Origin of the sequence: Stenotrophomonas sp. SMYL86 (assembly GCF_036320025.1) — a bacterium.
In the GTDB taxonomy this organism is placed as follows: domain Bacteria; phylum Pseudomonadota; class Gammaproteobacteria; order Xanthomonadales; family Xanthomonadaceae; genus Stenotrophomonas; species Stenotrophomonas maltophilia_A.
Map to the genome: position 1 here is coordinate 1 of NZ_JAWIRU010000008.1, position 22,232 is coordinate 22,232.

Here is a 22,232-nt window from a genome sequence, read left to right on the forward strand (position 1 = left end):
CCCCCCCCCCCCCACCCCACAAGGGCTATCAATGCACGGATGCACAGTGGAGAGACGGCAATGAACATGCAGGTGCGGCAAGCGTGGTGGCGCGACCTTTCAGTACCGGCCCTCGTTGCCGGCTTCATTACTGTGCTGGTCGGCTTCGCCAGTTCGGCCGTCATCGTGTTCCAGGCTGCACAAGCCGTCGGTGCCAACCAGGCACAGATCGCCTCATGGATGTGGGCACTGGGACTGGGCATGGGTGTCACCTGCATCGGGCTGTCGCTGCGCTATCGCGTGCCGGTGGTGACCGCGTGGTCAACCCCGGGCGCGGCGATGCTGGTGGTCGGTGCAGGCGGTGCCTCGCTCGCTGAAGCCACCGGTGCATTCCTGCTCGCTGCGGTGCTTGGCATGCTGGCAGGCTTCTCCGGCATCTTCGCCCGGTTGATGCAGCGGGTGCCGATGGCGCTGGCCGCCGGCATGCTGGCCGGGGTGCTGCTGCGCTTCGGCCTGGACGTGTTCGTGGCCATGAACACCCAACTGGTACTGGCGCTGGCCATGTTCGCCACCTGGCTGGGCGGACGCCGCCTGTTCCCCAGCTATGCGGTCATCGCCACCCTGCTGGTCGGCATCGCGGTTGCGGCCAGCCGTGGCCTGCTGCACGCACAGCAGGTGCAGCTGCAACTGGCGGTACCGCAATGGGTGACCCCATCCCTGTCCTGGACTGCAGTGGCTGGCATCGCCCTGCCCCTGTTCGTGGTCACCATGGCCTCGCAGAACATTCCGGGCGTGGCGGTGATGCGCGCATCCGGCTACGACGCCCCGGTGTCGCCACTGATCGGCTGGATCGGTGTGGTCAATACGCTGCTGGCACCGTTCGGTGCATACGCACTGAACCTGGCGGCAATCACCGCAGCGATCTGCATGGGCCGCGATGCGCATGAGGACCCGGCACGACGCTATACCGCCGCGATGGCGGCCGGCGCCTTCTACATTGTCGTCGGGCTGTTCGGCGCCACCGTGGCCGCACTGTTCGCGGCGTTCCCGAAAGAGCTGGTGGCCTGCGTGGCCGGTATCGCGCTGTTCGGCACCATCGCCAACAGCCTGGCCAGTGCGCTGGCAGTAGAGCGGGACCGCGAGGCGGCACTGGTCACCTTCCTGGTCACCGCCTCGGGCGTCTCACTGGCCGGCATCGGCTCGGCGTTCTGGGGCCTGGTGGCCGGTGCGCTGTGCCTGGTAGTGCTGCGGCCCCGCCAGGGACGCTGACCTGCCCTACCCCGCCAATGCGGCGCCGACGGTGCTCAGCACCACCGCGATGACGATGGCGATCAGTGTGGCGACCACGCTGGTGCCGCCGCGCGCGGTCAGCTCGCTGCGCAGCCGTGCGTCATCGCCGCCGGTGACGGCACGGGCCTGGGCGATCAGGCGCTGGCAGTGTGCCAGGTACCAGCTGTTGCCAAAGATGCCGGTGGTGATGCTGAGCGCAAAGGTGATGACCAGTGACAGGCCATCCGGCACATCCAGCAAGGTCTCCACCACACTGATCAACAGCAGCAGGCCAGCCCACATCGCCGCCAGGCGGTACATCTTGCGGTACATCATCCAGATCAGGCCGAGCAGGAAGGCCGGCCAGTGCCAGGTGCCACTGCCCGTGGCGATGCCCTGATCCAGCCGCCAGCGCTGGCGATAGATCGGGAAGTTGCCACCGACCACGCTGGCGTACAAGGCCATTTCGCCCTCCAGCCCAGCCGCCGCGGCCGTCTCCGGTGCCGCAACCGGTGCACGATAGGGATCGGACGGATCGCCGACACTCGGCGCGATGCCCTCAGCCGCAGGCGCTGCGTCGATATCCAGGACCGGAGCCACCTCGACCTGCGTTGAGGCCTGATCCAGCTCCGCCAACGGCCGCCACGAGGGCATGCCCTCGCACCAGAGCAGCGTTCGCGCCGTGACCGTCCCTTCCCGCTGCAGCTGGCGAAGACCGGCCAGACCCACCGGCCCACTGCTCTGCCTGCCATTGGCGTACCACCATTGTGCTTCCTGCATGTTTTCCGTCCTTGCTACTGCATCGACAAACTGAAACCGCCGCCAGCGCCTACAGCGCGGTACTGGCCAGGGTCTGCACCAGTTGATGGCGCTCACCCGGCGCAAGCGTAATCTGCTCCGGGCCTGCGTTGGCCACTTCCAGGCAAACGTAATCTTGCCAGCCATCGCCGACATCGGCCATTTTCGCTGCCGCCTCCGCACCGGGATTCCAGGCCACCAGCGTCTGGCTGCCTTCGCTGCGGATCTCGATCCGCCGCTGCAGTACTGGATCACGCAGCACGTAATGGCCTCCGGCACCGGTACAGATGCGATCGCTGCGACCGGGGTCACGCGGATCGCGCAATGACCACGGTCCCTGTTGCAGGCGCAGCTGCGCATAGTCCTCGTACTTGTCCAGGTACTGCAGGCCGTCAAGGCCCTCGACCTCGACCTGGTTGGCATCGCCCACCCGGAAATAGCTGTGCAGGGCCTGGGTGAAGGTCACCGGCGAGGTTCCGGTGTTTTCGGTGACGAGCTGCTGACGCAGCTGGCGGCCGATGCGCAACTGCATCTGCAGGCGCAGGCCGGGATCGGCGCAGGGTGCAGGTGCCAACTGCAGCTCGACCTCACCGTCATCGCTCTGGCTGGCCTGCAGAAGCTCCCAACGCGCGGTGCGCACCAGGCCATGCGCGGGCACATCATTGTTCTGGCCCTGGCGGCCGAACCACGGCCAGCACACCGGGACGCCACCGCGGATGGGCGTGGGCAGCTCGGCGCGCGTGGGCGAAAGCCACAGTACATCGGGCTGCCCATCGGGAATGAACGACAGCAGCTGTCCGCCGAACACGCTGATGACCGCCGTCGCGCTGGGGGTGCGCACGTGCCAGGCCTCCAGCCCGTGATACAGGCCGCTGCTGATGTCCGGATCCGACTGCATGCGATGACGCTCCTTGAAGACCGCGGCGATGATGTCGCGGTCAGCGTGCCTGGGGCAAGGCCTTCTGCGCAGCGGGTGCGATGGCGGCCGCCTCTTCCTGCAGCGCGCGCAGGATGCGTTGGCCGGCACGCCCATCGGCGTTGGCCCAGCCCAGGCGCTGCTGCTCGGACTGGATCGCGCGACGGGTGGCGGTACCGATCATGCCGTCGGCGGTACCGATGTCGTGGCCACGCGCCAGCAGCAGGGTCTGCAGCTGACGGCGTTCATCGCGGCCGATGCCGGGATCATCCGTCGGCCAGGCGGTAGCCAGCCCGTTGCCGCCACGCAGCTGGTCGGCCAGCGTGGCGATCGCCAGCGCATAGCTTTCGGCGGCGTTGTAGCTGTAGATCGCGTCATAGTTGCGGAACACCAGCAATGCCGGGCCCTTGATGCCCGCCGGCAGCAGCAGCGCCGCGCGCGCGTCGGCCGGGAGGTTGGCCGGTGCCAGCGCGCTGCCATCCAGCGCGGTCACGCCCTGCGCGCGCCAGTCGGCCAGGGCGCGACGCTGGGTACGCCCCGCCTGGCTGGCATTGAAGCCCGGTGGGATGCGGACTTCCATGCCCCACGGCTCGCCACTGCGCCAGCCGGCGCGCTTGAGGTAGTTGGCAGTGGAGGCCAGCGCATCGGGAATGCTGCCGACCAGATCGCGGCGGCCATCGCCATCACCGTCCACGGCGATGCGTGCGTAGGTGCTGGGCATGAACTGCGTATGCCCGAAGGCACCGGCCCAGGAACCGGTGAGGCCCTGTGCCTGCAGGTCGCCGCGGTCGATCAGCTTGAGCAGTGCCAGCAATTCACCGCGGAAGAAGGGTTGGCGACGGCCGGCGCAGGACAGCGTGGCCAGTGACTGCAGCAGGGGGCGCTTGCCGAACACGCGGCCGTAGTCGCTCTCCACGCCCCAGACCGCGACGATGGTGGCCGGATCGACGCCGTACTGCGCCGACACCCGATCGAGCAGGTCGCGATGCTGCTGCAGCATGGCGCGACCATCAGCCACGCGCTGGCGATCGACCAGCGCGGCCAGGTAGTCCCAGATCGGCGTGGTGAATTCCGGCTGCGCGTCGAGCAGGCCGAGCACGCTGGGGTCCGGGGTGAGGCCGGCGGTGATTTCGTTGAAGCGCTCGGCACTGATGCCCTGGCTGGCGGCCGTGGCCTGCAGGCCCGAAAGGCAGCGGCTGAAGGCCGGATCGACGCTGGCATCCGGTGCTGCAGGCAGCGCGGGGGGCGAGGCGAGAGCGGCCGCCAGGCCGAGGGTGGTCAGAATGGGCATGGCGTCCTCCGTGTTGCCGTTGCACGGCCATCTTAGGGGTAGCGGTGCTGCAGAACCTGAAGGGGTACCGGCTGGCCGGCCGCCCTAGATGGCACGCAGCAGGCGCAGGCCGTAGGCGGGACTGTCGGCATTCCAGCGCTGCGTGACCTGCAGGCCCGCCTGCTGCTGCAGCGCCTCGAAGCTGTCGTCGGTGTACTTGTGGCTGTACTCCACACGGATTGGTTCGTCGGCGGCGAAGTGGAAGGTGCGGCCGTCCAGATGCACATCCTGCGCCCAGCGGCTGACCAGATCGGTTTCGATGCGCAGCCGCGCGGTGCTGTAGCAGGCACGGTGGTGGAAGCCGTCGAGGTCGAAGTCGCTGCCGATCTCGCGATTGAGCCGGGCCAGCAGGTTGAGAGTGAACGCGGCGGTGACGCCCTGCGCGTCGTTGTAGGCCGCTTCGATCAGAGCCGGGTCCTTGTGCAGATCGATGCCGACCAGGGCCAGGCCGTCGCGGCCCATCGTCTGGCGCATCGCCCGCAGCAGTGCGACCGCGTCTTCGCCTTCAAAGTTGCCCAGCGTGGAACCGGGGAAGAACAGCAGCCGTCGCGCGGGTTCGCGCTCGGGCATGGGAACGGCGACGGGGCGGGTGAAGTCGGCACAGACCGGCAGCATCTCCACCTCCGGCAACGCTGGCGCCAGATGATCGATGCTGGACAGCAGCGCGGCCCGCGAGATTTCAATCGGCGTATAGGCCACCGGGTCGTGAAGTGCGGCAAGCAGCAGCGCGGTCTTGCGTCCGCTGCCGCTGCCCAGCTCCACCACGTGCAGACGCGGGCCAACGCTGCGGGCGATGTCCGGCAGCACACGCTTCAGCAGGGCCAGCTCGGTGCGCGTGGGGTAGTACTCGGGGGTCTGCGTGATCTGCTCGAACAGGCGCGAGCCACGCGCATCGTAGAAGTACTTGGACGGCAGCTGGCGCGGCGTACGTGAGAGTCCGGCCACTACGTCGGAGAGGATCTGCTGCCGCCCGGGGGTGAGATCGGTCAATGCCTGCAGCGCGTCATGCACGGTGCTCATGTGAGGTCCCTGGCCAGGCGCAGCCCGGAGAACTGCCAGCGCGCCGGCGGCATGAAGAAGTTGCGGTAGCTGGCGCGCACATGGCCGCGGGGTGTCGCGCAGCTGCCGCCACGCAGCACCCACTGCCCGCACATGAACTTGCCGTTGTACTCACCGAGGTTGCCGGCGAAGGGACGGAAGCCCGGATAGGCGCCATACGCGCTGTGGGTCCACTCCCAGACATCGCCGAACAGCTGCCGTATTCCACTGCCCTGCGCTGCCAGCGGATGCAGCCGGTCGTCGTCAGCGAAATGGCCACGCAGCGGCTGCGACGCAGCGGCGGCTTCCCATTCGTACTCGCTGGGCAGGCGCGCACCGGACCAGCGGGCGCAGGCATCGGCCTCGTAGTAGCTGAGGTGGCAGACCGGCGCGTGCGGATCCAGTTCGCGCCAACCGCCCAGGGTGTACTCGCGCTGCAGGGCGTCATCCCAGTACAGCGGATGCTGCCAGCCCTCGGCTTCGCGCAGCGCCCAGCCTTCGCTGAGCCACCAGCGCGGTTCGCGATAGCCACCGGCGTCGATGAAGGCCCGATACTCGGCATTGCTGACGGGACGCTCGGCCAATGCGTGCGCGGGGAGCAGCACGCGGTGCGCTGGCGATTCGTTGTCGTAGGCGAACGCGGCCTGCTGCGGCCATGCCGCGGCGCCGACGGTGACGATGCGCTCGGGTGATTCGATCCAGCCCTGCGCACTGGCAGCGCTGGTGGCAGGCTGCAGGTCCTCGCGGTAGGTGGGCTGCAGCGGGTTGCACCAGAACGCATGCTTGATGTCGGTGAGCAGCAGTTCCTGGTGCTGCTGCTCGTGCTGCAGGCCCAGCTGCAGATGCTGCAGTGCCTGTTCATCGAGATCGCCCGCCGCCAACCGCGATTGCACCTGCGCATCGACCTGCTGGCGGTAGTCGCGCACCTGCTGCAACGAGGGCCGCGACAGCAACCCGCGCTGTGGCCGCGCATGCGCCGGGCCGATGCTCTTGTAGTAGCTGTTGAACAGGTAGTCCCAGCCCGGGTCATGCGCTGGCGCGGTGGCGAAACCCGCCAGCACGAAGCGTTCGAAGAACCAGGTGGTGTGGGCCAGGTGCCATTTGCTCGGGCTGGCGTCAGCCATGCTCTGCAGCATGGCGTCCTCGGCGCTGAGCGGCGCGGCCAGCTGCAGGCTGCGCGTCCGTACATGGGCGAACTGGCGGGCGAGATCGTGCTGCGGGGCAGCGACGGCGGCGGGTACGCTGTCCATGTGGGCAGCATCGGCGCTGGACGGTGAGTGCGACGTCATGGTTCGGCGTCACTTCGTTCACATGGATGAGCCTGCCGCATTCAAGAAGCCACCACGAACGCCGCTAACGGCAATGCTGCGGCCGCGTCGTCACCGCGCTGGAATTCCTGCTTGCCCCTGCATCCGCTCCGCCAGCCTGCGCATTACCTGTTCGTGCTGCCTGCCGTGCTGGTTGCCGTGGTGGTGTGGACCGCATTGGATACCGCAGACGTGGCCAGCCCGGCGCAGCGCGTCCTGCCCTGGCTGCTGGCCTGCCTCGGTGCCGGCCTGGCCCTGCTCTACCACCAGGTGCGCACGTTGTGCCTGCTGATGGTTGTGGCGGTGATGTTCGCGCTGCTGCACCAGGACGTCGCTGGCTACCTGCGCAATGGCCATGTCACCACGCTGACACCGCTGCGCTTCCACGCCATCTCGGCCTGGTTGCCGCTGTTGTCTGCCGGCCTTGCGTTGTGGCCGGAGCGCGGACGGCGGCGCCAGGACCTGCTGCTGCGCGGTATTGCCAGCGGCACCGCGGTGATGATCTTCCTGCTGCTAGCCACACAGCAGCCGCGCGGCATGCACGATCTGCTGTCGAACCGTCACTGGGCCTGGATTCCCGCCGACTGGAACGCGCTGGCGCAGCTGCCGGCGCTGCTGTTCCTGCTGGCGACCGCAGCGTTGGGCTGGCAGGCGTGGCGGCATCCTCGGCCACTGCACACGGCGATGCTGCTGACCCTGCTGTGCCTGTGGTGGATGCTGCCGCGGATCTTCCTGCACCCGGTACTGCTGCCGGCGCTGAGCAGCGCCGCCCTGCTGTTGATGCTGGGCGCGATGCTGCAGGAGTCCTTCCACATGGCCTTCCGCGATGAGTTGACCGGCCTGCCGGGGCGACGGGCATTCAACGAGACCCTGCAGCGGGCACGCGGCACCTACAGCATCGCGATGGTGGACGTGGACCACTTCAAGTCATTCAACGACACCCATGGCCACGACACCGGAGACGATGTACTGCGCCTGGTGGCCTCGCGCCTGGCCCGGGTGGGCGACGGTGGCCGTGCATTCCGCTATGGCGGTGAGGAGTTCGCGGTGGTGTTCCTGGACCGCTCGGCGGCGGCCTGCATGGATGCCGTGGAGGCGCTGCGGCAGAGCATCGAGGAGACCCGCATGCAGCTGCGCGACCGCAGCACCCGCAGCCGTGATGACGAAGCCGGCCGACAGCAGCGCGGACGCGGTGGCAGCGGCCAGGTGGTACAGGTGACGGTGAGCATCGGGCTGGCCGACAGCCGCGTGGATCCGCGCCCGATGGCGGTGGTCAAGGCCGCCGACCAGGCCCTGTACGTGGCCAAGGACGGCGGCCGCAACCAGGTGCGCGCGCACGGCGGCCAGCGCGTGCTGGCTGCGCGCAGCGCGTAGGGCTCAGGCAGCGTCGAAGTAGTACCAGCGGCCGTCGATGCGCTGGAAGCGGCTGTGCTCGGTCATCTTGACCGCACTGCCGCCGCCGACGCGATAGCGCGCGGTGAAGCGGACATCGGCGCTGTCAGCACCGGTGACGGTGTGCTCGTGCACGGTCAGGCCCAGCCAATGGGTACGCTGGCCGGGTGCATCATCCAGCGTCAACTCGGCCGGACGCGTGTCCGGATGCCAGCTCTGGCGCAGGTAGTCAGCCAGACCGCGCACGTAGGCGCTGTAGCGCGATCGCATCAGGCGCTCGGCATCGGGCGCGGCTTCACCGGCGTGGAAACGGCCGCAGCAGGCGGCATAGTCGGCGGGAAGGCCACAGGGACAGGGATCGGCGGGTTTTCGGCTCATGCCGGCATTGTCGCCGGGTTGCAGGGATTGATCCACGCGCGGCACGGGCCAGCTGAAGCAGGACAGGCGTATGCTGTCGCGCCCCCACCTTGATTGATCGCCGTGCTGGAACTGGTTCCCCCTGAGTTGTGGTGGCTGGTGGTGATCGCCTTCATCGCCGGTCTTGTGGATGCTGCCGTGGGTGGCGGCGGCCTGGTGCAGCTGCCCGGCCTGTTCACGGTGCTGCCGCAGCAGACGCCGGCGATGCTGTTTGGTACCAACAAGTTCAGTTCGATGTTCGGCACCGGTGCGGCTGCCTGGCGCTATGCGCGCAACGTGCGCTTCCCGTGGAAGCCGGTGCTGTTCGCGGCCGGCACCGCCTTCATCTTCTCCTTCGCCGGGGCCACTGCGGTGAGCCTGCTGCCCAAGGATGCGGTGCGCCCGCTGGTACTGGTGCTGCTGATCGCGATGCTGGCTTACACGCTGTGGAAGAAGGATTTCGGTGCACTGCACCGGCCGCAGGAGATCGGCCGCCGCGAGCTGGTGATCGCGCTGGCGATCGGTGCAGCGATCGGCTTCTACGATGGCTTCTTCGGGCCGGGCACCGGCAGCTTCCTGATCTTCCTGTTCGTGCGCTTCTTCGGCCTGGATTTCCTGCGCGCCTCGGCCGCGTCGAAGGTGGTGAACCTGGCGACCAATGTGGCGGCGATCTCGTTCTTCGTGCCGACCGGCAACATCCTGTGGCTGTTCGCGCTGCCGATGGCGGCGGCCAACATCATCGGTTCGGTGGTGGGCACGCGGTTGGCGCTGAAGGGCGGTACGCCGTTCATCCGCAAGCTGTTCGTGGGGCTGGTGGTGGTGCTGATCGCGCGGATGGCGTGGGATACGTTGCGCGGAGCGTGATCCACCGCGTCGCTGGCGCCTGACTCCCATGTGGGCGATCGGATGAGGGGGCATGGCAGGACACGCCGTGAACCCGTCCATGGGGGCTCGTGAGCGCCATCCATGGCGCTCGCGGTCCTGCCATGCCCCCTCACCCAACCGCTACCCGGCCTCTGCGCGAGCGCGGAAGCTGGGAGCAAGGGCAAGAGCAGAGCGACTTCCGGTAGGTGCCAACCTTGGTTGGCACACTGTTTCCGAGCGCGAAGAGCAGCCGAGCATGGCTCGGCTCTACAGGTCGCTGGACCGAGGCGGTCAGGCCTCGGCTTCTTCCGGTTCGTTGGCCTGCTGGCGGCTGCGCTCGGGCAGCTTCAGGCGCTTGCCTTCCTCGTCGTACTCGATCAGCAGCACGCCGGAGTCGTGGCGGCCGCTGATTTCGACGAAGCAGGCACCACCGATGAACGGCTCCAGCGTCATCACCGACTTCAGCGGGGTGGCGACCACCATCTGGAAGCCGAAGTTGTCGAAGATGTTCATCGCCAGTGCGGTGAACTCGTTGTCGGCCTTGTCGAAGGCTTCGTCGAGCACGACCGCGGCGTAGCTGGGCAGCTGGCTGTCGGCGCCGCCGAGCTGGTAGCGCAGTGCCGCAGCCAGGCAGGTGGTGGCCAGTTTCTGGCGCTGGCCACCGGACTTGCCGGCACCGCTGCGGTAGATCTCGACCTGCTGGCGCGTTTCCGCATCCAGCTCGACGCCGATGAACTCCACGTGCATGCGCACGTCCAGCACCAGCTCGCGCCAACGCTTGTCCTCGCCTTCCTGCGAACCCAGGCGGTTGACCAGCTGGCGCAGCACGGTGAACTGCGATTCGGCCAGCTCGCGCTGCTCGGTCTGCTGCTGCGACAGCACCTCGCGCAGCTGCAGGTGGAACTCGCCGACTTCCGGCAGGCGGCGGTCGCTCAGTTCGATGGTCAGCAGCGTGCCACGGTTGAACGGCACCTGCTCCAGGCTGGCGTTGACTTCGTCCAGGCGCTGGCCGATCGACTTGCGGGCCTCTGCACTGTGGCGCTGCAGGGCCAGCAGGTTGTTCTTGCTCTGGTTCTGCAGCAGATCGAAGAAGCGCTCTTCGTGCTGCGGCAGGCCGTCGCGCTCCAGGCGTTCGAGGCGGGCGAGGAAGTCTTCGGCCGAGGCCACCGAGACGGTGAAGTCGCCCGATTCCTCCGGCCATTGCTGGATGAAGCGACGGAAGCAGCCGATCAGCTGGTTCTCGATGCGGTTGAGGTCCTGCTGCGAGGACGACAGCTGCTCGTTCAGCGCGTTGCTGACCTGGCGCATGTGCGCTTCGAGCGTTTCCAGGCTGAGCGGGCCCTGCTCCTGCAGGCGCTCGGCCAGCCCGGCTTCCTGCTCCTGGGCCAGGCTCGGCAGCACCAGTGCACGGCTCTGCTGGCGGGCGCGGTCGAGGCGATCACGTTCCTTGACCAGCTGGCCACGCTCGACGCGGACGTCTTCATAGGTGCGGCGGGATTGTTCGATATCCGCGCGCACGGCGTCGATCTGCTTGGCCAGCTTGGCCAGATCGGCATTGCCTTCGCGCAGGTCGCGCAGGGTGGCCTCGATATCGCTCAGGCGCTGCTGCGGGGCAGCGATGTCGATCTCGTTCCAGCTGATGCTGACCAGCTCGTGGCAGGCCAGGCGGCGCTCATTGTCGCGGTCGCGCTGGCCGCGCAGGCGTGCGATGTCGGTCTCGCAGCTGGCGATGCGCTTGGCCAGTTCCTGTGCTTCGCGCTCGAAGGCGCCCACCTTGTCGTGGTTGTTGAAGCCGAGGATCCAGCGGCGGCGGTCGCCCACCGCACTGCGGTCGTCCTTCTCGAAACGGTCGCCCGGATGCTTGACCTGGCCTTCGCGGGTGATGCCGCGGTCGACGTTGCGCAGCTGCTTGGCATCCACGCACTCGTAGTCGAAGCGCTTGCCGAGCTCGCGCCGCAGCCAGCTTTCGAACACATGCTCGCGCAGTTCCAGCTTGTGCAGCAGCGACTTCGCCGACGGCTCGCGCGCGAACGCATCATCGTTGCGGCGCACGCGGTAGTAGGTGAAGCGCATGCCCAGGTGGGTACGGTTCACCCACTCGGCGACGTCGTTGTAGTGCTTGTCATCGACCAGCAGCGACAGCGCGAAGCCGCCCAGCACGCGCTCGATGGCGCCCTGCCAGCCCTGCTCTTCCGAGCGGACCTGGATCAGCTCGCCGACGAACGGCAGCGCCGCTTCGGCGATGCCGGTTTCCTCGGCCAGGCGCGCACGCAGCTTCTGCATCGGCGCCGGGATGTTGGAGGGGGTGCGCTGCATCGCTTCGAGTTCGCTGCGCACTTCACCGAAGCGGCGCTCGTCGTCGCGCTTGCCGCCGAGGCGATCGCTGATCGCATCGTCCAGTGCCGCCGAGGCACGCTGGCGGTCCTGCAGTTCGTTCTGCGCGCGCTCGACCAGCTCGGCGAAGCCATGGGCATCGTCGGGCAGTTCGGCCTGCAGCTGCTGCGCCGCTTCCTGGGCCTGGTCACGCTTGGCCTTGCGCCGGTCGCGCTCGGCTTCGGCGCGGCCCTGCTCGCGTTCCAGTTCCTCGATGCGTTCACCGCCCTGCTGGCGGCGCTGCAGTTCCAGTTCGGCCAGGCGCTCGGTGTGGTTGTCGAGTGCGGCACGGCGCTGGGCTTCTTCGCCGAGCAGGCCACGGTCACGCACGTCCATCTCGCGCAGGCGCGCTTCGATCAGCGCCTGGCGGCGGCTTTCGCGGAAGCTGTCGACGCCGAGCTTCAGTGCTTCGTCGTCGCCACGCTGGCGGTGCATCTCTTTCAGATCGTTGTAGTAGGCGCGTGCCGGCAGCAGGGTTTCCACCTGACGGCGCGCGGTGACCACGGCCTGGTGCGCGCCATCGAGCTCGGCGAAGTCGCTGACCAGGCGCTCGGCGGCGTCGAAGGTCTTCGGCGTGTCGAGCATGAAGTCGCGCAGGAAGACGTTGAGGTCGCCCAGGTTCTTCGCCGACTGCGTCTTGTGCAGCAGGCGCAGCGCCATTTCGTTGTCGATACCGAGCAGGTCGCGGAAGCGCTCGGCGTAGCCGGAGAAGGTGTCGAAGTGGTGCAGGTCGGACAGCTTCTGCTTGAGCTTGCGCAGGTCCAGGTCGAAGCCGCCGAGATCCTTGGCGATGTCGAACGGGCGCTCGGCAATCATGTAGTGCTTGCGCACGTCGCCGGCCGAGGTGCCATTGCCGGAGATCCACAGCAGGCGCACCAGGCTGACCACGCGGCCATCGCCGGCGCGGTACTCCAGCACCAGTGCGGTCCAGGTCGCGCCCTTGCGCAGGTACTGGGTGGCGATTTCGCCGGTGCCGCTGTCCTGCTGGTCGGCCCAGGCGCCACGCACGTAGGACACCAGGTTGCGGTCGCGGCCACTGCGCTCGGCTTCACGCGCAGCCGCATTGAAGTCGACGATGGCCGGCGGCGTCAGCAGCGCGGACATGGCATCGAGCAGGGTCGACTTGCCCGAGCCGGAACGGCCGACGAACAGGAAGCCGCGCTCGGCGATCGGTACTTCGGTCAGGCCGTTGAAGGTGCCCCAGTTGTGCACCTGCAGGCGGCGCATGCGGAACTGCTGCAGGCGCGGGTCCGGCAGGCCTTCGTTGAACAGGGCGGGAGTGTGCTTGGAGATAGCCATGCGATGGTCGGGTCTCTCAGGCCTCGGCGGCCGGGGTTTCGCGCAGCTGGCGGTAGACCGCCGAAAGCTGGGACACGTCTTCGGCGGAGAACAGCAGCTTCAGCGCCGGCGAGACTTCGTGGCGGTCTTCCTGGCCGCTGAGGCGGGTCAGGATGTGGTTGTCCTTCATCTTCTGCACCGCCGAGGCCACGCGGCGGTTGAAGCCGGCGCGGTCGGTGGACAGGTTCTTCTCGTAAATGGCCAGCGCTTCGGCCATCTCGGCGTCGGCGACCACCGCGCGGTTGCCGCGCGCATCGGCCTCGGCCAGCTGCTGGCGCAGGTACAGCAGCAGCACCGAATCGATGAAGGTCAGCGGCGAGGTGCGCAGCAGCACCGGCGCATCAACGTCTTCGGTATCGGCCTGGCGGGTGAACGCCACGCCGCTGTCACGGTCGAGCACCAGTTCCAGGAACAGGTCGGCCAGCGCCGAACGGATGGCCGCCTCGCTGCGGATCAGTGCCGGCCACAGCTTGGCGTGGCGCAGCTGGTCAATGCTGGGGCCGATCAGCAGCTGGCACAGCGCGCGGCGCGCATCCAGCGGCAGGCGCCCGGTATCGCCGAGGTAGTACACGTCGTTGCCACGGCGGGGCTGCGCCACGGCCGCCACCGGTTCGGCTTCGTAGGCGTCTTCCGCCACGTCGGCCTGCGGTGCGTCGATGGGATCTTCATGCCAGCTCATGGCGTCTCTCCTGGGTGAACCAAACCAGCGGGATGCGGGCGCGACGGACCTGGCCGTCGCCACCACGCCATTCGGCAAGCTCCTGCTCGCCGGCGACCACGTTGCCGAAGCGCGTGCCCAGCGACAGATAGCCGATGACGCTGCCAAGACCCTGCGGCGCCTCGCGCTGCGACAGGGCCTGGGCGATGCTGAGCCGCGGCTGCGCATCGAGCAGGTCATGCAGGTCGCGGCGCAGGGTGCGGAAGTCGATTTCGGACGAAGCGACCAGGTCGCCGACACTCTCCAGGCTGATCGCGGCCGCGTCGTTGTACTCGACGTTGCCATCGACCTGGGCACTGCGTGGATCATGCAGCTTCCACTGCGACCACGAACGCAGGCGGCTGGTGGTCAGCTGCAGGTCACGGCCGATGCCGCGCTGTGCGGGGAACTCGTCGCGCAGCGCCAGCGCTTCGGACTGCGCCTGCTTCAGCAGCTGGTTGAGGCGGCGCTGTTCCAGGTAGCCACGGCTCTGCACGAAGCCGCGCAGGCTGCGCGCGAAGTTCTGCAGCACATCGTGTACCTGGCCACCGCGCTCGAGCATGGTGCTGGTGAAGCCACGCAGGAAGTTGCGTTCGTTGCGGTCCAGGCGGCGCGCAAAGCCACGCGCCAGCACCGCTTCCAGCGCAGCATCGAGCTGGGCGCTCTGTTCGGCGTCGTTGAGCAGGCGCCAGAACGCCTGGAAGCTGCGGCCGGCATCGCTCTCGCCGATCACGTCCACGCCTTCGAACAACTGCGACAGTACATCGCCGCGCTCACCCTCGTCGTCGATGATGCGCTCGCGGAAATCGCGGTTGAGCTGCTCGAAGTCGTCGCGCACGCGGCGGAAGTCCTCGGTCAGCTCGTCGGCCAGGCCGATGATCTGGCGCGCACGTTCCAGCGCGCGCTTGCCGTCCAGCGCGATCACGCGGCCGGCACCAACGCGGGCGATCTCGGCGTCGATGCGGTCGCGCTCGTCGCGCAACGCCGACAGGCGCGCGTCCGGATCGGATTCGGTCTGCGCGGCCAGCTGCGAGAGCTGTTCGATGACCAGCGCCAGGCGGCTTTCGGTGGCAGCCACGCGGGCCTGCTCCAGGCCATCGGCGAAGCGGATCGCCTGCAGCGCTGCGGTCGACAGCTCGTACTGCTCCTGGTCGGCACCTTCGGGCAGGCGGCGTTCGAGCCAGCCCTGGGCCAGCCAGTGCGCGATGTAGGCCTGCGCGGTACGCGGCAGGTCGCGCGACAGTTCGTCGCCGTTGAGCTGGTCCAGCGCACGTTGCAGGCGCTCGTTGAGCACCGACGAGGACAGCGTGCGCTCGCCGTCCATCAGCAGCCCCTGCAGCAGGCCGATGATTTCCGGAGCGTGGTCGGCGGCGAGCAGCTTCCACTGGGGCTGTTCGCGCAGATGGCGGTAACGGGAGATGCGTTCGCGATGCTTCATGCAGCGAAAGAGGTCTGTTGGGCTGACAGGGACGAGCCGCCACGCACGGCTGCCGCGCGGGCAGCCGTGGGCATGCCGGCCCGCAGCGGCCGGCGGGGTGCGGGCAAGCGGCTCAGCGCTTGCCGCCCACTTCGATGAAGCGCAGGAACTCGGCGCGGGTCCGCGCGTCGTCGCGGAAGCTGCCCAGCATCTTGGAGGTAACCATGCTGACGCCGCGCTTGTGGATGCCGCGGGTGGTCATGCATTCGTGGGCGCCTTCGACGACCACGCCGACACCGATCGGCTGCAGCACATCCTGGATGCACTGGGCGATCTGCGCGGTCATCTTCTCCTGCACCTGGAAACGGCGGGCGTAGGCTTCGACGACGCGGGCCAGCTTGCTGATGCCCACCACCTTGCCGGCCGGCAGGTAGCCGACGTGCACGCGGCCGATGATCGGCGCCATGTGGTGTTCGCAGTGGCTTTCGTACTCGATGTCACGCAGGACGATCAGTTCGTCATAGCCGGCCACCTCCTCGAAGGTCCGCTCCATGTAGGCGCGGGGGTCGTCGCGGTAACCGCTGAACCAGTCGCCATAGGCTTCGGCGACACGGCGGGGGGTATCCAGCAGGCCTTCACGGGACGGGTCCTCACCGGCCCAGCGCAGCAGGGTGCGCACGGCATCCTCGGCCTGGTCCTGGGTCACGTCGCCCTGCGGGGCGGCCTTTTCGTTGTTCTTGCTCATTGCGTACAGCGTCCCGAACGGGGGGCGAGCATCGTACCCGACCGGGGGGTGGGTCGTCCTGTTGGGACGGTTCATCGGGGGTCTGGCGGCGCCTGCCTGTTACGGGTCTGGATGGGGAAGGGCGGCAGGGCAGGACACGCCGTAAACCCATCCTTGGGGGCTCGGTCGGCGCATCCATGCGCCTCACGGTCCTGCCCTGCCGCCCTTCCCCATCCCTGACAGTTTCCTGCGGGCGCGGCCGGACCGCCCGAAAGCGGGGTCAAGAGCTGGGTTTCATGGCTTCGGAGAGTACGCAGGCTGCTGCCCTGGTGGGTGCGGACCGTTGGTCCGCACTGCTTCTGCCTTTAAAGAGCCAACCCACCGCGCCCGCGGGGGGATGGGAAGGCAGCGGGGGCCGGGCGGGGCAGGACCGTCCGCGGCATGGGTCCGAGGCATGCCTCGGGCGGGTTGGGCAGGACGCCCAACGCCGGTCTTGCCGTGTGCGCAGGACGCGCACACGAGCAAGCCGCGGCCGAGCCCCCAAGGATGGGTTCACGGCGTGTCCTGCACCGTCCGGCCCCCGCTGCCCCACCCGACACCAGGCAGGCGCAACGCTTTCCTCACTACACCCGCCCATTCATAAAAACCCATTGATAGGAATGAAATTAGTAGTATCCTATCTATCTCTTATGGACCGACCCCTCGACGAGCGCACCGTGCTGCAGATGCAGCTCAGCTCCGGCCTGCTGTACGCAGGGCGGCAGTGGCAGCGCCTGGCCGACAGCCGGCTCGGCAGCTACGGCATCTCCACCGCCTGCACCATGCCCCTGCTGATGATCGGCCGCTCCGGCGGTGGCATCCGCCAGGTGGCGCTGGCCCAGCAGCTGGGCATGGAGGGTCCTTCCCTGGTGCGCCTGCTGGACAAGCTGTGCGCCAGCGACCTGGTCCGCCGCGAGAGCGACGCCAGCGACCGCCGCGCCAACCTGCTGTGGCTGACCGACGCGGGACACGCGCTGGTCAGCGAGCTGGAAGACCAGTTGATCGGCCTGCGCCAGGACGTGTTCGGCGAGCTTTCCATGGATGAACTGCACGCCGTGCTGAAGGCATGGCGCCTGCTGGCCGAGGCCGCCGACCGCATCACGTAAGAGCGCTGCCCCCGAATACCGCCGCTGCCGTGCACACGCCAGCGGCTTTTGCCCGTTGCTGTTGTTTCGTTGTTCCTCCCCTCCCCCACCTCGCCCCCGCCCCTACCGATGCCCGGTGAATTCAGTCTCCACGGAGTGTTCGTCCCGACCCTGCTCGGGTTGATGTTGTTGGCCTATCTGGTCAACAGCGGCCTGCACGCGCTGCTGCAGCGTGCCGGCGCCTATCGCCATGTATGGCACCCGGCGCTGTTCAACCTGGCCCTGTACGGGATCGTGCTTGGCCTGCTGTTCCACCTCCTGCGTTGGATGCAATCGTGAACAAGATCGTGAAGAAGACCCTGCCGGTGCTGCTCACCAGCGCAGCCGTGATCGTCGCCCTGCTGGTGCTGCGCCAGCTGTGGGTCTATTACATGGATGAGCCGTGGACCCGCGATGCCCATGTCGGCGCCGACGTGGTGCAGGTGGCGCCGGACGTATCCGGGCTGGTGGAAACGGTGCAGGTGGCCGACAACCAGGCGGTGAAGAAGGGTGACCTGCTGTTCGTGGTCGACCGTGCCCGTTACCGCATCGCGCTGGAGCAGGCCAAGGCCAGCCTGGGCGAGCGCCAGGCCTCGGTGGCACAGCTGCGCCGCGAGATCGGCCGTGACCGCAGCCTGCAGGACCTGGTCGCCGCCGAGGACGCCGAAGTGCGCCGCGCCAAGCTGCAGGCTGCACAGGCCGCGCTGGCCACCGCGCAGGCCGCGGTCGACCTGGCCGAGCTCAACCTGGGCCGCACCGAGGTGCGCGCACCGGCCGATGGCCGCGTCAACGACCGCACCATGCGCGTGGGCGACTACGTGGTGGCCGGCAAGCCGGTGCTGGCGCTGCTGGATACCGGCTCGTTCCGCATCGATGGCTACTTCGAGGAAACCCGACTGCGTGGCGTGGCGCCGGGGCAGCGTGTGGACATCCGCCTGATGGGTGAATCGACCCCGCTGCGCGGCCATGTCGAGAGCATCGCCGCCGGCATCGAGGACCGCTACCGCAGCAATGGCAGCACCCTGCTGCCGAACGTGACCCCGGCCTTCGACTGGGTGCGCCTGGCGCAGCGCATCCCGGTGCGCATCGCCATCGACGAAGTACCCAAGGGCGTGGAACTGATCGCCGGCCGCACCGCCACGGTCACCGTGGACACCGGCCGCCACCCGCACAACGACAAGGCCGGCGCCGCGCCGACACAGGCGGGCCTGTGAACGCCGCCCTTCCCCGTCTCGGCCTGATCGTCGCGCTGGCCAGCCTGGCCGCGTGCAGGACCGTCGGCCCGGACTATGCATTGCCGGAAGGCTCGGCGTTCAAGCGCCCGGAGGCCAATGCGGCCTTCATCGATACCCAGAACCCGCAGGTGGCCGCCAACCAGGCGCTGCCCGACCGCTGGTGGTCGCTGTACAACGACCCGGTGCTGGATGGCCTGATCACCCAGGCACTGCGTGACAATGTTGAGCTGAAGGCTGCCGATGCACATCTGCGCCGCGCGGCGGCGGTGTATGAGCAGGCGCTGGATGCCGGTGGCTTCGAGTACGAAGCCGAGGCCGGCGTCAGCCGTGCACAGCTGTCGGCCGAATCGTTCCTGCAGGAGCACGAGCTGCCGGTGATCAACCTGGCCGATGGCAAGTTCGCGGTCAGCTACCAGTTCGACCTGTTCGGCAAGCTCAAGCGCGGTGCCGAAGCGGCGCGGGCCGACGAGCAGTCGGTTGCCGCAGCACGTGACCTGGCCCAGGTCAGCGTGGTCGCGCAGGTGGCCGACAGCTACCTGGAAATCTGCCACGCCAACCACGAACTGCACGTGGCCGAGCATTCGCTGCAGCTGCAGCAGCGCAGCCGCTCGGTCACCCAGCGCCTGATCGCTGCCGGCCGTGGCACGCCGCCGGAGCTGGCCCGCGCCAATGCCCAGGTCGCGCTGCTGGAAGCTGCACTGCCGCCGCTGCAGGCGCAGCGCTCGGCCGCTGCCTATTCACTGGCCGCCCTGCTGGGCCAGACCCCGGGACAGCTGCCGGCCGGCGTGATCGACTGTGCGCATGCCCCCGGCCTGGCGCAGCCGCTGCCGGTCGGTGATGGCCGCGCGCTGCTGCAGCGCCGCCCGGACGTGCGCCAGGCCGAGCGCAAGCTGGCTTCGGCCACGGCACGGATTGGCGTCGCCACTGCCGAGCTGTACCCGGACATCCGCTTGGGGGCCTCGCTCGGTGCCGCCGGCCTGCTGGAGGATTTCGGCACGCCGATGACCCAGCAGTGGTCGATCGGCCCGCTGATCTCGTGGACGTTGCCGTCGTCGGGCACCCATGCGCGCATCCATGCCGCAGAGGCCGGCGCCGATGCCGCACTGGCCGAGTTCGACCACACCGTGCTGCAGGCGCTGCGCGAGACCCAGACCGCACTGGACCGCTACGCACAGGACCTGCGCCGCCTGCAGTCGCTGCGCATCGCGCAGGAGCAGGCCGCGCTGGCCGCCGAGCAGAACCGCCGGCTGTACCAGGGCGGCCGCACGCCGTACCTGTCCAGCCTGGATGCCGACCGCAGCCTGGCCACCAGCGACGCCACCCTGGCCGCCGCCGAAGCGCAGGTCTCGCGCGACCAGATCCACCTGTTCCTGGTGCTGGGTGGCGGTTGGCAGGCCAGCGCCGCCGCGCCCAACGCCTCGACCGCAGCGAAGTAAGCCATGAACGCGCTGACCGACCGCCAGGCCTGGCTGTTCTCGATCAAGACCTACCTGGCCGCGGTGGCCGCGCTGTACATCGCCATGGCCGGCAACCTGTCGCGCCCGTACTGGGCGATGGGCACGGTGTACATCGTCAGCCAGCCGCTGCTGGGCCCGACCCGCGCCAAGGGCGTGTACCGCATCGTCGGTACGCTGGTGGCGGGCCTGGCCACCCTGCTGGTGCTGCCGGCGCTGGTGGAATCGCCGCTGGTGCTGAGCGCGGCAATGTCGATCTGGCTGGCCGGCTGCCTGTTCATGGCCCTGCTCAACCGCGGCCCGCGCGGCTACGCGTTCCTGCTGGCCGGTTACACGACGGCCTTCATCGGCTTCCCGGCGGTGACCTCGCCGGAAACCATCTTCGACACGGTGGTGGCACGCAGCGAGGAGATCATCCTTGGCACGGTGGTGGCGGTGCTGTTCGCGTCGCTGCTGTTCCCGGCCTCGGTACGTCCGATGCTGCGCGCGCGCATCGGCAACTGGATGGAGGACGCCGCGCAGTGGTGCCGGCAGATCCTTGAACGTGGCCGCGCGCATGCGCCGCGCAACCGGCTGGCCGCCGACCTGGTGCAGTTCGAGGCGCTGATCGAGTTCCTGCGCCGTGATGATCCACGCCATGCCGGTTCGGCGGTGTCGATGGAGCGCCTGCGCGAGCGCATGCTGCTGCTGTTGCCAGTGCTGTCCTCGATTGCCGACCGCCTGAGCGCGCTGCGCAGCGATGGCCAGGCCCTGCCGGAAGGACTGCCGGCACTGGTCGACGATATCCATGACTGGCTGGACGGGCCGACCAACGCCAGCGAATACGCCCGCCTGCGCGCGCGCATCAGCGCACTGAAGCCGCAGGTGGACCGCGACCTGCAGCACCTGCAGCTGGCCAGCCTGCTGCTGCGCCTGGAGGAACTGGTGGACCTGTGGCAGGACTGCCGCACCCTGCAGCACGCGATCGACCACGGCACCGCGCCGCTGGACCGCGCGCACTACCGCATCCGCACCGAACGCGTGGCCGCCGACAAGCACGTCGACTACGGCATGGCGCTGTTCTCCGCGCTCAGTGCCGGCGTGGCGCTGATGAGCTACTGCGTGCTGTGGATCGCGCTGGGTTGGGAAGGTGGTGGCAACGGCGCGATGATGGCCGCGGTGACCGCTGCATTCTTCGCTGCACAGGACGACCCGGCACCGAGCATGGTGTCGTTCCTGGTGTGGGCGATGGTCGCCTCGGTGGTGGCCGGTGTGTACCTGTTCGGCGTGTTCCCGGCGGTGCACGACTTCGGCCTGCTGGCATTGGTGCTGGCGGTGGCGTTCCTGCCGCTGGGCTTGATGCTGCACCACCCCAAGAGCGCGCTGTTCGCGTTGCCGTTGACGGTGAACCTGGCCGCGCTGCTGAGCCTGCAGAACACCTACAGCGCCAACATCCAGACCTTCCTCAACTCGTCGATTGCGATGTTCATCGGCATTGGCTTTGCGGTGGTGATGACCCGCCTGTTCCGCTCGGTGGGTGCCGAGTGGACCGCACGCCGGCTGGTGCGGCAGGGCTGGACGACGCTGGCCGAAGCCGCCGAAGGCCGCGGCCAGCAGGACCGCCAGCGCTTCGCCGCACGCATGCTCGACCTGCTGGGCCTGCTCGCGCCGCGCCTGGCGGCGACGCCAGAGGGCAGCGACATCGCCTCGGTGGACATGCTCAACGAAGCGCGCATCGGCCTGAACATCCTGCAGCTGCGTCGCGCACGGCTGGAACTGCCCGAACGCAGCCGCGAAGCGGTCGAGCACATCCTGGAAGAAATCGCCGTGCATTACCGCCGTCAGATTGCCGCGCACAAACCGATTGTGGCGGCCGAGGCGCTGCGGGAGCGGCTGGATACCTCGCTGGGCCGGGTCGGCAGTGTGGCCGCCTGCAAGGCCCGCGATGAAGCCCTGATGGGCCTGATCGGCCTGCGCTTCGCGCTGTTCCCGGAGGCGAAGGCGTTGGCGCCGGGGCTGGCGGATGCCAACACTGCATCGGCCTGATAATGAGCACTAGCGCCGGGCGACGCCCGGCAGCCTTTCACCACGCCCGCAGGACGGTTCAATGAGTTACGACATGATGGTGTTCGAGGCCAGCGCCGCTCCACGTGAGGCGGCGGCCTTCATCGCCTGGTTCGAGAAGCAGACGCAGTGGAACGAACGCCACGAGTACGACGACCCGGCGGTCAGCAGTCCCGCGTTGCAGGCGTGGTTCGCGGAGATGGCACAGGAATTTCCGCCAATGAACGGGCCGTTGAGCAATGACGACGATGATCGTGCCGAGGTGACCGAGTACAGCATCGGTAGTCAGGTGATCTACGGCGCGTTCGCCTATTCGGTGGCCGAACGTGCGCACGGCCGCGTGCAGGACCTGGCCGAGAAGCACGGTGTGGGCTTCTTCGACGTGAGTGCCGATGAAGCGGCGATCGTGTTCCCGGATGGCCTGGTACTGATCGCGTAGATCCACGCAATGCGTGGATGAACCCCGAAGCGATCAGGACGCTCTTTTGTAGAGTCGAGC

General features: G+C 68.3%; 19 protein-coding genes. 9 read left to right on the forward strand and 10 right to left on the reverse strand.

Features of this window, described 5'->3' with window-relative positions; translation table 11 throughout:
• The first annotated feature begins 60 nt into the window (after positions 1-60).
• Complete coding sequence (locus V3B64_RS10470; RefSeq protein ID WP_121504942.1) at positions 61-1,248, forward strand: benzoate/H(+) symporter BenE family transporter; 1,188 nt, start codon at positions 61-63, stop codon at positions 1,246-1,248.
• Between the two features lie 6 nt (positions 1,249-1,254).
• On the opposite strand, the gene V3B64_RS10475 is transcribed toward V3B64_RS10470, so the two are convergent.
• From V3B64_RS10475 to egtB, 5 genes are all read right to left on the reverse strand, one after another.
• Positions 1,255-2,028, reverse strand: a complete 774-nt coding sequence (locus V3B64_RS10475) for a DUF2628 domain-containing protein (protein ID WP_329914106.1) — start codon at positions 2,026-2,028, stop codon at positions 1,255-1,257.
• Between the two features lie 49 nt (positions 2,029-2,077).
• Complete coding sequence (locus tag V3B64_RS10480) at positions 2,078-2,944, reverse strand: D-hexose-6-phosphate mutarotase (RefSeq protein WP_329914107.1); 867 nt, start codon at positions 2,942-2,944, stop codon at positions 2,078-2,080.
• Between the two features lie 40 nt (positions 2,945-2,984).
• Positions 2,985-4,253 carry a lytic murein transglycosylase gene (locus V3B64_RS10485; protein WP_329914108.1) on the reverse strand — a complete coding sequence of 423 codons (1,269 nt, stop codon included), beginning with the start codon at positions 4,251-4,253 and terminating at the stop codon, positions 2,985-2,987.
• 84 nt (positions 4,254-4,337) lie between these two features.
• On the reverse strand, positions 4,338-5,312 hold the full coding sequence (egtD, locus tag V3B64_RS10490) for an L-histidine N(alpha)-methyltransferase (RefSeq protein WP_329914109.1): 975 nt from the start codon (positions 5,310-5,312) through the stop codon (positions 4,338-4,340).
• A complete protein-coding gene (egtB, locus tag V3B64_RS10495) occupies positions 5,309-6,580 on the reverse strand; it encodes an ergothioneine biosynthesis protein EgtB (RefSeq protein ID WP_032130220.1) in 1,272 nt (423 codons plus the stop codon). The genes egtD and egtB overlap by 4 nt, the downstream gene beginning before the upstream one ends.
• A 150-nt stretch (positions 6,581-6,730) precedes the next feature.
• On the opposite strand from egtB, the gene V3B64_RS10500 reads away from it, so the two are divergent.
• Positions 6,731-8,011, forward strand: coding sequence for a GGDEF domain-containing protein (locus tag V3B64_RS10500; protein ID WP_329914110.1), 1,281 nt, complete (start codon positions 6,731-6,733; stop codon positions 8,009-8,011).
• A 3-nt stretch (positions 8,012-8,014) separates the two neighbouring features.
• Here the strand turns inward: V3B64_RS10500 and V3B64_RS10505 are convergent, their stop codons facing one another.
• The gene (locus V3B64_RS10505; RefSeq protein WP_049400368.1) at positions 8,015-8,407 is read right to left on the reverse strand and encodes a YchJ family protein; all 393 of its coding nucleotides are present in this window, start codon (positions 8,405-8,407) and stop codon (positions 8,015-8,017) included.
• A gap of 102 nt (positions 8,408-8,509) precedes the next feature.
• Between V3B64_RS10505 and V3B64_RS10510 the strand changes: the two genes are divergently transcribed.
• The gene (locus tag V3B64_RS10510) at positions 8,510-9,289 is read left to right on the forward strand and encodes a TSUP family transporter (protein ID WP_032130226.1); all 780 of its coding nucleotides are present in this window, start codon (positions 8,510-8,512) and stop codon (positions 9,287-9,289) included.
• Positions 9,290-9,580: 291 nt separating this feature from the next.
• Here V3B64_RS10510 and V3B64_RS10515 read toward each other — a convergent pair whose 3' ends face one another.
• The 4 genes from V3B64_RS10515 to folE all read right to left on the reverse strand — a co-directional run bounded on the left by V3B64_RS10515 (position 9,581) and on the right by folE (position 15,859).
• The gene (locus V3B64_RS10515; RefSeq protein WP_049446864.1) at positions 9,581-12,961 is read right to left on the reverse strand and encodes an SbcC/MukB-like Walker B domain-containing protein; all 3,381 of its coding nucleotides are present in this window, start codon (positions 12,959-12,961) and stop codon (positions 9,581-9,583) included.
• A gap of 16 nt (positions 12,962-12,977) precedes the next feature.
• Positions 12,978-13,679, reverse strand: a complete 702-nt coding sequence (locus V3B64_RS10520) for a DUF4194 domain-containing protein (RefSeq protein WP_087924080.1) — start codon at positions 13,677-13,679, stop codon at positions 12,978-12,980.
• Positions 13,666-15,135 (reverse strand): DUF3375 domain-containing protein, encoded by a 1,470-nt coding sequence (locus tag V3B64_RS10525; RefSeq protein WP_075675801.1) that lies wholly within the window; start codon positions 15,133-15,135, stop codon positions 13,666-13,668. The genes V3B64_RS10520 and V3B64_RS10525 overlap by 14 nt, the downstream gene beginning before the upstream one ends.
• A gap of 112 nt (positions 15,136-15,247) precedes the next feature.
• Complete coding sequence (gene folE, locus V3B64_RS10530; protein WP_004141296.1) at positions 15,248-15,859, reverse strand: GTP cyclohydrolase I FolE; 612 nt, start codon at positions 15,857-15,859, stop codon at positions 15,248-15,250.
• Positions 15,860-16,527: 668 nt separating this feature from the next.
• On the opposite strand from folE, the gene V3B64_RS10535 reads away from it, so the two are divergent.
• From V3B64_RS10535 to V3B64_RS10560, 6 genes are all read left to right on the forward strand, one after another.
• Positions 16,528-16,983, forward strand: coding sequence for a MarR family transcriptional regulator (locus V3B64_RS10535; RefSeq protein WP_012481667.1), 456 nt, complete (start codon positions 16,528-16,530; stop codon positions 16,981-16,983).
• Positions 16,984-17,091: 108 nt separating this feature from the next.
• Entirely contained in the window at positions 17,092-17,301 is a 210-nt protein-coding gene (locus V3B64_RS10540) for a DUF1656 domain-containing protein (protein WP_010487502.1), read from the forward strand.
• A complete protein-coding gene (locus V3B64_RS10545; RefSeq protein WP_324187357.1) occupies positions 17,298-18,215 on the forward strand; it encodes an HlyD family secretion protein in 918 nt (305 codons plus the stop codon). Before V3B64_RS10540 ends, V3B64_RS10545 begins: the two co-directional genes overlap by 4 nt.
• On the forward strand, positions 18,212-19,672 hold the full coding sequence (locus V3B64_RS10550; RefSeq protein WP_329914111.1) for an efflux transporter outer membrane subunit: 1,461 nt from the start codon (positions 18,212-18,214) through the stop codon (positions 19,670-19,672). Before V3B64_RS10545 ends, V3B64_RS10550 begins: the two co-directional genes overlap by 4 nt.
• 3 nt (positions 19,673-19,675) lie before the next feature.
• Positions 19,676-21,715 carry an FUSC family protein gene (locus V3B64_RS10555; protein WP_293799478.1) on the forward strand — a complete coding sequence of 680 codons (2,040 nt, stop codon included), beginning with the start codon at positions 19,676-19,678 and terminating at the stop codon, positions 21,713-21,715.
• A gap of 61 nt (positions 21,716-21,776) precedes the next feature.
• Positions 21,777-22,172: a hypothetical protein gene (locus tag V3B64_RS10560; RefSeq protein ID WP_049446855.1), complete on the forward strand. Its 396-nt coding sequence runs from the start codon at positions 21,777-21,779 to the stop codon at positions 22,170-22,172.
• The last annotated feature ends 60 nt before the right edge of the window (positions 22,173-22,232 follow it).